Raw genomic sequence first — 1600 nt, forward strand, 5'->3', positions numbered from 1 at the left:
GGCGGCGCCGCGACGGCCGCGGCCGCGGACCCGGCCCCGACCGCGCCGCGCACGGCGGACGCCTCGGGTGTCACCTGGGGCTCCTGCCCCGACGACGGCTACGGCGCGTACTACAAGGCCACCGGCGCCGAGTGCGGCCAGCTGGAAGTCCCGCTGGACTACGCCAGGCCGCACGGCAAGAAGATCTCCATCGCGGTGACGCGGGTGAAGCACACCGACACCAAGGACTACCGCGGTGTGCTGACCTTCAACCCCGGCGGCCCCGGTGGCGGCGGCCTGGTCTACGGCCCCTACTTCAAGCTGCTGCTGAACAAGCGCGGCTACGCGGCGCTCGCCGCCAAGTACGACCTCATCGGCTTCGACCCGCGCGGCGTGGACCACAGCCAGCCCGCGCTGCGCTGCAACAGCGACTTCCAGAAGCCGGTCCGCCCGGACTACAACCCGGGTTCGCGCAAGGAGGAGGCGGCCTGGCTCGCCAAGTCCAAGAAGTACGCGCAGGACTGCACCGAGAAGTTCGGCTGGCTGCTGCCGCACATGCGGACCACCGACGCCGCCCGGGACCTGGAGCAGATCCGCCGCACGTTCGGCGCGGACCGCAAGCTCAACTACTGGGGCTTCTCGTACGGCACCTACCTGGGCGCCACCTACGAGACCCTGTTCCCGCGCCAGACCGGCCGGTTCGTCCTCGACGGCAACGTCAACCCGGACCGCGTCTTCTACGACACCCAGCTCGACCAGGACCGCGCGTTCGAGCGGAACTTCAAGCTGTTCAACGGGTGGATCGCCAAGTGGGACTCCAAGTACCACCTGGGCACCACGGCGCAGGCCGTCGAGGCCAACTACTACAAGGCCCGCGCCGCCGCCGCCAAGGCCCCCATCGGCGGGACCATCGGCCCGGACGAGCTGGACGACATCGTCCAGCAGGCCCCGTACTACACCAGTGAGTACGTCCCGGTCGCCGACGCGCTGTCGGCGTGGATCGTCGGCAAGGACCCGCAGCCGCTGCTGGACCGCCAGGGCGACACCTCCGACGACAACGGCTTCGCCGTCTACAACGCCGTCCAGGCCGCGGACGCGCGCTGGCCGCGCAACTGGAACAAGTGGCACAACGACGCGGTCAAGCTGGTGAAGCAGGGCTACCGCTTCAACACCTGGCCGAACGTCTGGTTCAACGCGCCGATCTTCTTCTGGCCGTTCAACGGCGGCCCGAAGCTGCGGATCAACGCGCACAGGACCGAGTCGCCGACGCTGCTGATCCAGTCCACCCTGGACGCCGCGACCCCGTACGAGGGCGCGCTGGTCCTGCACCGCGAGATCAACTCGCGGCTGCTCGCCGAGCTGGGCGGCAAGACGCACGCCAACAGCCTCGGCAACCTCTGCCTGTTCACCAAGGCCGTCGCCTACCTGGACGCCGCCTCCGTCCCGGCGGGCAGCCGCGGTGTCGACGACACCTGCGACGCCAACCCGGCGACCAACGACCCGACCCCGACCGGCGTGTCGGCCCGGTCGCTGACCGCCGTCCCCGGCCTGCCCCTGCCCGCGCTGCCCAAGATCCGCTGACCGCGGACCACGGCGCCGAGCACCACGTGACGGCGCGCCC

Annotated in this window: 1 protein-coding gene; it reads left to right on the forward strand. The window is 70.7% G+C overall.

Annotated elements, in window-relative coordinates; genetic code table 11:
- On the forward strand, positions 1-1560 hold a 1560-nt coding region (locus DZF91_RS23995; RefSeq protein ID WP_117359567.1), incomplete at its 5' end, for an alpha/beta fold hydrolase.
- Between the last annotated feature and the right edge of the window lie 40 nt (positions 1561-1600).

Origin of the sequence: Actinomadura logoneensis (genome assembly GCF_003428695.1) — a bacterium.
GTDB classification, from domain to species: domain Bacteria; phylum Actinomycetota; class Actinomycetes; order Streptosporangiales; family Streptosporangiaceae; genus Spirillospora; species Spirillospora logoneensis.